Source organism: Streptomyces sp. NPDC054961 (genome assembly GCF_053609145.1).
Window position 1 is genome coordinate 72,362 of record NZ_JBSGWY010000035.1, and the last position, 6,500, is coordinate 78,861.

Consider the following 6,500-nt stretch of genomic DNA (forward strand, 5'->3'; position numbering starts at 1 on the left):
GGTTCTTCCCGTAACACTGCCACGCCCTCCTTCATTCCGAGACACCCGGTCCGATCCGCGAGACGATATCGTCCCAGTACCCGGGCATCGACGCCCACGGGTCCCGTGCCGCGGACCCGCGCCGGTCGGTGAACCAGATGGTTCCCGCGCCCTGCCAGCGGGCGATCCGCGTCGCCTCCTCCAGGTGCGTGCGCGGGACCCCGTGGACGAGGTGGCAGAACCGCTCCGGAGGATGGTCCGCCGTCCACTCGGCCACCTGCGACCACCGGTAGTCGGCCCAAGTGCCGGAGAAGGTGACCAGTTGGTCCGCGGTCTCCGTGTACCCCTCGTAGGGGTGGGTGCCGTGTCCGAGGACGATCCGCAGGTCCTCCCCGAGCCCCCGCAGGGCGTCCGCGACCCGGCGCACGGAGGCGAGCTCCGCCCGGCCGGCCGGGGCGTCCGCGAGGTAGAACCCGCCGACTCCGTACCAGTCCCGGAAGCGGTGGGCGTCGGAGACCAGCTCTCCGAAGGGCCGCTGTCCGTCTCGCATCGCGAGATGGCCGAGGACCGTGCCGTCGGCGCCCCGGAGCTTCACGGCCGCCTCGGTGCAGTGCGGGTCGGGCCGGCCGCCCGGCCCGTCCGTGACGTTGAGCACCGCCCAGTGCAGCGGGGTCCCGGGCCGGGTCAGTTCCGCCCACTCCACCGGGGCCAGCAGCGGATGGGCGTACCCGGGCGCGCCGAGGCCGAGGTTGCCGGCCGCGGTGGCCGCCGTGGCCGCCGGAGTGCTCAGATGCGGCACGCCGCCTCCATCCAGATGTCCGCCAGGGACTCCTCCAGATTGATCCGGGGCCGCCAGCCGAGCCGGTCGCGGGCGGTACGGACGTCCGCCTGCTGCCAGGCTCCGCAGCCGTCCGGGTAGGGGTACGGGGGCTGCGCGGCCTGCGCCGCGGCCAGCTGCTCCGCGGTGGCCTCGGTGCGCGGGGAGCCGATGGCGGCGAGACCGGCGGGCCGGCCCGGGAGCCCGTGCTGGCCGTGCTGGCCGTGCTGGCCGTGCTGGCCGTGCTGCGGTACGTCGAGCTCGTGCAGCGAGCCCGCGTATCCGGCGACGCGCGCCAGCACGGACGCCGCGTCGCGCAGGCGCACCGCCCGGCCGGTGCCGATGTTGACCACGCCCTGGGCCGCGGACAGCGAGGCGGCGTGCACCGCCCGTGCCACGTCCCGCACGTCGACGAAGTCGCGCTGGACGCCGAGCCCGCTGAGCTTGAGCTCGCCGTCCCCGGACTGCATGGCGCGCCGCATGGCCTCGGCCAGCCGGCCGAGCGGGGATCCGGCCGGGGTGCCGGGGCCGACGGGCGAGAAGACCCGCAGGACCACGGCGTCGAGCCCCGATCCCAGCACCAGCTCGGTGGCGGCCAGCTTGCTCACCCCGTACGGTCCACCCGGTCTCGGCACGGCGTCCTCGGCCGTGGACGAACCGGGCTGGCTGGGCCCGTACTCGGCGGCGCAGCCGAGCTGGACGAGCCGGGCTCCGCAGCCGCTGCGGCGCAGCGATTCGCAGATGGTGGCGACGGCGACGGTGTTGTGCCGGGTCAGTTCCCGGGCGCCGCCGCGGGTGGCGCCCGCGCAGTTGATGACGACGCCCGGGTGGACGGCGTCGAGGAAGCGGGTGAGGGCGCCGGGGCTCCCGGTGGCGAGGTCGAAGCGGACGTCGGCGTCGTCGCCGCGGCCGAGCGCGGTGAGCTGGACCGCGGGGTCGGCGAGCAGGCGGTCCGCGACGTAGCGGCCGAGGTATCCGTTGGCTCCGATCAGCAGCACCCTCATCGCGCGGCCCCTTGGTCGGTTGGCTGGCCGGTCATGTCCTGTGTCTCCTTGCGGGGTGGGTCGGTCCGGGGTACGGGGGTAAGGGGTACGGGCGCTTCGGTGTCGGTCCGAAGGGCTTCAGGGACGCGCATGCGCGGAAGCCCGCGACAGGGCGAGGACGGCGGGTACGAGGAGTCCCGCCGCGGCGGCGAACGGCGCCGCCGGGATCGGGAGCAGGGCGACGGCCAGGGCCGCCGCGGTGCCCCGGCGCGGAGCGCCGTGGGCGAGCATCAGGCGGGTCAGGAACAGCAGCACCGCGAGCGGTACGGCCGTGGACAGCGGGGCCCCGGCCACCGCGGCCGCCCCCGCGGCGGCCGCGGTGAACAGCAGGACCGTGCCGACGAGCAGCGGCCTCACCCCGTCGGCGAAGTCCTCCAGGGCCCGGCTCGCGGCGAGCCTGCGCCGGGCGCGGGCCGCGAACCAGGCGCCGGCCGTGTACCCGGGGGCGACGGCCAGGGCCAGGGCGGCCCCGAGCGCGGTTCCGTGGCGCAGCACGGCCCAGCCGACGACGGCCGCGGCGAGCAGGTACACGGGGGCGGCGGACCGGCCCGCGGCGGCGGACCGCCCGGGCCCGACCGGGCGCCCGAGGCCCGCGACGGTGGCGAGCACGGCGAGGGCTCCGGCCCAGGGCGCCCCGGCGGCGGCCGCTCCGAGGGCGAACGCCCCGGGGAGCACGGCGTAGCCGAAGCCGCGTACCGCCCGGGGCCCGGCCGGGAGCCCGGCGGGCGCGGCGGGCGGGGTCTGGGCCCTCGTGGTGCGGGCGTAGAGCTCCTCCGCGAGGGAGAAGACGTCGCGGTGGCGGAAGCGGGCGGCGGTGCGGTCGGTGATGCCGTGCGCCTCGAGTCCGGCGGCGATGTCCAGCGGGTCCACCGCGCGCTCGCAGAGCTCGCGGTGGCGGTGGAGTAACGCCTTGACCGGGTCCGTGCCCGGCCGGTGCCTGCGGCGCGGGGACGGATCCGGCGGGTCGACGGGGACGGCTTCGTCCAGGGGAACGGTCACACCGGTGCCTCCGCACTCGTGAGGGGCACGGCGCACCGCGCCGTTTCCGGCTCGGGGCCGGATGCGGCGCCGGGCGTCGCGCCGGGCTCGGCCGCAGTGGCCGCGGCGCCGGGGCCCGTACCCGCGTCGGGAGCGGGAGCCGCCGCCCAGGTGGGGGTGGCCCAGTGGCCCGGGACCCGGGCCTCCGGCGGCTGCTCGAACGGGACTCCGGCGCCGGCCCCGTCGGGGCGGGCCGGGCCGTGGGCGAGCAGCCGGAGGTAGGACTCGTGGAAGGCGGTGACGTTCTGCTCGACGGTGAAGAGCTCCAGGGCCCGCGCGCGGGCGGCCGACCCGAGCCGCTGGGCCCGCTCGGGGTCCCCGAGCAGCGCGACGCAGGCCTCGGCGAGCGCGCGCGGGTTGCGCGGCGGCACCACGAGTCCGGTTCCGCCGATCACCTCGCAGACGGCGCCGACGTCGGTGGAGACGGTGGCGCGGCCGCAGAACATCGCCTCGGCGAGGGTGATGGGGAAGCCCTCGATGACGGAGGAGAGCACCACGACCCGCCCGGCGCCGTAGGCGTCGGCGGGACGCGGGGCCTCGGGTCCGCCGATCTCCTCGAACGTGACCGGGTTCTCGCCGACCGCGTGCGCGTCGGCGGCCTCGTCCGGGAAGAGCTGCGCGGCGAGCGAGCGGCAGTCGCCGAGGTATCCGGGGACCACGGCCGTCGCGAAGATCCGCAGCCGGGCGCCCGGTCGTGCCCTGCGCACCTCGGCGAAGGCGTGCAGCAGGGCGATCAGGTCCTTGGCGGGCTCCACCCGGCCGACCCACACGAGCGTGTCGGGGTCCCCGCAGCCGGGGTCCTCGCCGACGGCGGCGAATCGGTCCGCCTCCATCCCGGGGTAGACCGTCCGGAGCCGGTCGCGGGGCGCCCCGCAGCGCTCCTGCCAGCGCCGGGCATGCGCGTTGCCGGGGGTGAGCAGGTCGGCCTGGGCGTAGATCTCGCCGGCCAGCCGGGTGTGGAAGGCGGCGAGCAGGGCCCGCACGGCCGGCCGCTCGTCCTGCGCCGTGTGCTCCAGGTAGTGGGCCCGCAGCTGGACCCCGTACTCGGTGACCAGGAGCGGTACCCCGAAGAAGCGTTTGGCCAGGAGTCCGGGCAGCGCGGCCACGCCGCCCGCGGCCGCGTGGCAGACGTCGGCCTCGCGGAGGTCCTCGTACCAGTCCAGGGACAACGGGCGCAGCAGGCGCTCCAGTTCGTCCACGAACTCCAGCAGGTCCGTGACCTGGGCCCGCTGTACGGTCCGGTCCGCCCCCGGCGCGCGGCAGGCGGACTCCACCGCCCGCACGGCCGTCTCCGAGCGCAGCGCCGCGCACAGTCCGCCGTGCTGCCAGGCGAGTTCGGCGAGCGCGTACAGCCCGTCGGCGAACCGTGCGGGGTCGGCCGCGCAGATTCCGCGGACCAGCTCGGTGAAGGAGGCGGCGAAGCGGCGGCGCTCGCGGCGCCCGTAGCTGCGGCCGTCGTCGGCCGGCGCCCACAGCGGGGCCGTGCGCACCCGGGTGACGTGGGCGGGCAGCGGCACGTGGCCGCGCTCTTCCTGTTCGGCGCTGCGGCTCAGGGCGTAGAGCTCGAACTCGTGCTGCGGGAGCCCGCGCACGAGGCGGTCGCACCACAGCCTCGCTTCGCCCGTGGCATACGGATAGCCGCCTTCCGTGAGCAGTCCGATCCGCATGAGTGGTACCCCCGATCTCCCGTTACGGGCGGTCGCCGTGGGTCCGGTGACCCGCCTGTCACATCCCGCGGATCGTTCTCACCGCGCCGCTCCACGGGCGCCGGGCGCCCGGACCGGGAACGGGAGCGGAGATCAGCTGCCGACCGAGGCGTTGCCGGACAGGACCGGGATGTTGTCCAGGATGTGCGAGAGCGGCTCGTCGCCCTTGGCCTGGGTGGAGTTCTCGGTGCACTGCTGGTTCTGCGGGTTGGACAGGACGTTGATGTCCTGGACACCGATGTTGAGCAGGGCGATCAGCGACTGGGCGTTGACCTTGGCGGGCAGGCCGATGCAGGGCTTGTTCAGGGTGCCCTGGACGAGGCCGAGCTGCGGGCTCAGGTCGCCGGTCGTCTTCTGGTTGCCGTAGATCTGCTGGGACCCGTTGCCGTTGACGGTGTTGACCCCGTTGTCGTTGCCGATGGCCATGGCCGGGGCCGCGACAGCAGCGCCCGCGCCGACGGCGGCGGCGGTGACCGCGGCAGCAGTCATGATCTTCTTGAGCATCTTGATCCTTTTGTCGCACGAGTGCCCGCTAGTGGAGCGCCCTGATCAACTGCCCGCCCGGAGGGTTGGTTCCGCTGCTTCACTCAAACGGCCTGCGGAGAGCCAGGTTTCACCGGGTCGGGTGGATCGGCCCCGGACACGTGCGCGAAGCCCGTACGCAGCCCGCAGCGGGGCGTGCGGACGCTCGGTCCGGTTGCGGTCCGTGAAAGGTGTTTGCACGGTGAGTGAGGAGGCGGATCGCTCGGGTCCGCTTGCGCACGACCATCAAAGGAAGACCCATGCACCGCACCAAGGCGTCCCGCATCCGCGTCCTCGTCCCGTCGGCCCTCGCGGTCGTCATACTCACTGGCGCGGCCGCCCCCGCGGGCGCCGCCGAAGGTGCCGGTGCCGGCGCCGCCGTGAAGCGGGTGGAGGCGGCACAGGAACAGATCGATGCGAGGGTGGCGGCCGCCGGCCCCATCGACGACCTCCTCGCGCAGGTCGGCAAGATCCTCGCGGATCTGACCAAGAGCCTGGGCACCCTGCTCCCGGGGATCAAGATTCCCGAGATCAAGCTGCCGTCGCTGCCGGACCTGCCGGCGATCCCGGCGATCCCCGACCTCCCGCTCCCGACGATCCCGGAGATCCCCGACATCCCGATCCCCGACATCCCGGCCCTCCCGGTCTCCGACCCCGTCGGAGCGGTACCCGGGGTACCCGCCGCGCCGGCGGTGCCCGCTCTGCCGGCGGTGCCCGCTCTGCCGGCGGTGCCCGCTCTGCCGGCGGTGCCCGCGGTGCCGGCCGTTCCGGCGGTGCCGGTCACGGCGCCGGCGGGTCTGGTGCCCCAGGTCCCGGCGGTCCCCTCGATGCCGGACCTCCTTCCGTAACGGAGCCGGACCGGGCCCGCACCAGGGCCCGTAACCGGCCCCCGGAGCGCTGGCCGGTTACGACTATTGGGCTGAACAGGTCTGATCGCGCGCGGAACCGTGTCGTCTGGGCAGGCGGACCGTTTCGCTCGATGTGAGCCCCGGCATCGGGGCAGAACGTCGAAGAGAAGGTGCACTTCCCATGAACACTGCCAAGAAGGCCGCCCTGGTCCTGGCCACCGCTGGTCTCGCTGCGGCCGGTGCCGCCGGCTCCGCCATGGCCGACTCGTCGGCCGAGGGCGCGGCCGTGGGTTCCCCCGGTGTCCTCTCGGGCAACCTGGCCCAGGTCCCGGTCCACGTCCCGGTCAACGTCTGCGGCAACTCCGTGAACGTGATCGGTGCGCTGAACCCGGCGTTCGGCAACACCTGCGTCAACGACTGACGTCAGACGCACCACGCGCCTGTGGGGGGGGGGGCCCGGCCCGCCGCGGGCCCCGCCCGCGGGGGGCGGCCGCGGGCCCGGGCCCGCGCCCCGGTGGGGGCGCCGCGGCGCGAGGCACACCCCCCG

At 75.4% G+C, this 6,500-nt stretch carries 7 protein-coding genes; 2 read left to right on the top strand and 5 right to left on the bottom strand.

Features of this window, described 5'->3' with window-relative positions; translation table 11 throughout:
• Positions 1–31: 31 nt before the first annotated feature.
• The 5 genes from ACWF9Z_RS27175 to ACWF9Z_RS27195 all read right to left on the bottom strand — a co-directional run bounded on the left by ACWF9Z_RS27175 (position 32) and on the right by ACWF9Z_RS27195 (position 5,087).
• Entirely contained in the window at positions 32–778 is a 747-nt protein-coding gene (locus ACWF9Z_RS27175; protein ID WP_453606059.1) for a spherulation-specific family 4 protein, read from the bottom strand.
• Positions 766–1,800: an NAD-dependent epimerase/dehydratase gene (locus ACWF9Z_RS27180; protein ID WP_453606061.1), complete on the bottom strand. Its 1,035-nt coding sequence runs from the start codon at positions 1,798–1,800 to the stop codon at positions 766–768. Before ACWF9Z_RS27180 ends, ACWF9Z_RS27175 begins: the two co-directional genes overlap by 13 nt.
• Positions 1,801–1,917: 117 nt before the next feature.
• Complete coding sequence (locus ACWF9Z_RS27185; protein ID WP_453606063.1) at positions 1,918–2,838, bottom strand: hypothetical protein; 921 nt, start codon at positions 2,836–2,838, stop codon at positions 1,918–1,920.
• A complete protein-coding gene (locus tag ACWF9Z_RS27190; protein ID WP_453606064.1) occupies positions 2,835–4,544 on the bottom strand; it encodes a DUF3492 domain-containing protein in 1,710 nt (569 codons plus the stop codon). The genes ACWF9Z_RS27185 and ACWF9Z_RS27190 overlap by 4 nt, the downstream gene beginning before the upstream one ends.
• A gap of 132 nt (positions 4,545–4,676) precedes the next feature.
• Positions 4,677–5,087: a rodlin gene (locus tag ACWF9Z_RS27195; RefSeq protein ID WP_453606066.1), complete on the bottom strand. Its 411-nt coding sequence runs from the start codon at positions 5,085–5,087 to the stop codon at positions 4,677–4,679.
• A gap of 278 nt (positions 5,088–5,365) precedes the next feature.
• Between ACWF9Z_RS27195 and ACWF9Z_RS27200 the strand changes: the two genes are divergently transcribed.
• Positions 5,366–5,953, top strand: coding sequence for a hypothetical protein (locus tag ACWF9Z_RS27200; protein ID WP_453606068.1), 588 nt, complete (start codon positions 5,366–5,368; stop codon positions 5,951–5,953).
• A gap of 181 nt (positions 5,954–6,134) precedes the next feature.
• A complete protein-coding gene (locus tag ACWF9Z_RS27205; protein WP_328299156.1) occupies positions 6,135–6,374 on the top strand; it encodes a chaplin in 240 nt (79 codons plus the stop codon).
• Positions 6,375–6,500 lie beyond the last annotated feature (126 nt).

Coding starts and splice junctions, on each gene's coding strand:
- ACWF9Z_RS27180 (WP_453606061.1), bottom strand. CDS start 1,800: ATGAGGGTGCTGCTGATCGGAGCCAACGGATACCTCGGCCGCTACGTC.
- ACWF9Z_RS27190 (WP_453606064.1), bottom strand. CDS start 4,544: ATGCGGATCGGACTGCTCACGGAAGGCGGCTATCCGTATGCCACGGGC.
- ACWF9Z_RS27195 (WP_453606066.1), bottom strand. CDS start 5,087: ATGCTCAAGAAGATCATGACTGCTGCCGCGGTCACCGCCGCCGCCGTC.
- ACWF9Z_RS27200 (WP_453606068.1), top strand. CDS start 5,366: ATGCACCGCACCAAGGCGTCCCGCATCCGCGTCCTCGTCCCGTCGGCC.
- ACWF9Z_RS27205 (WP_328299156.1), top strand. CDS start 6,135: ATGAACACTGCCAAGAAGGCCGCCCTGGTCCTGGCCACCGCTGGTCTC.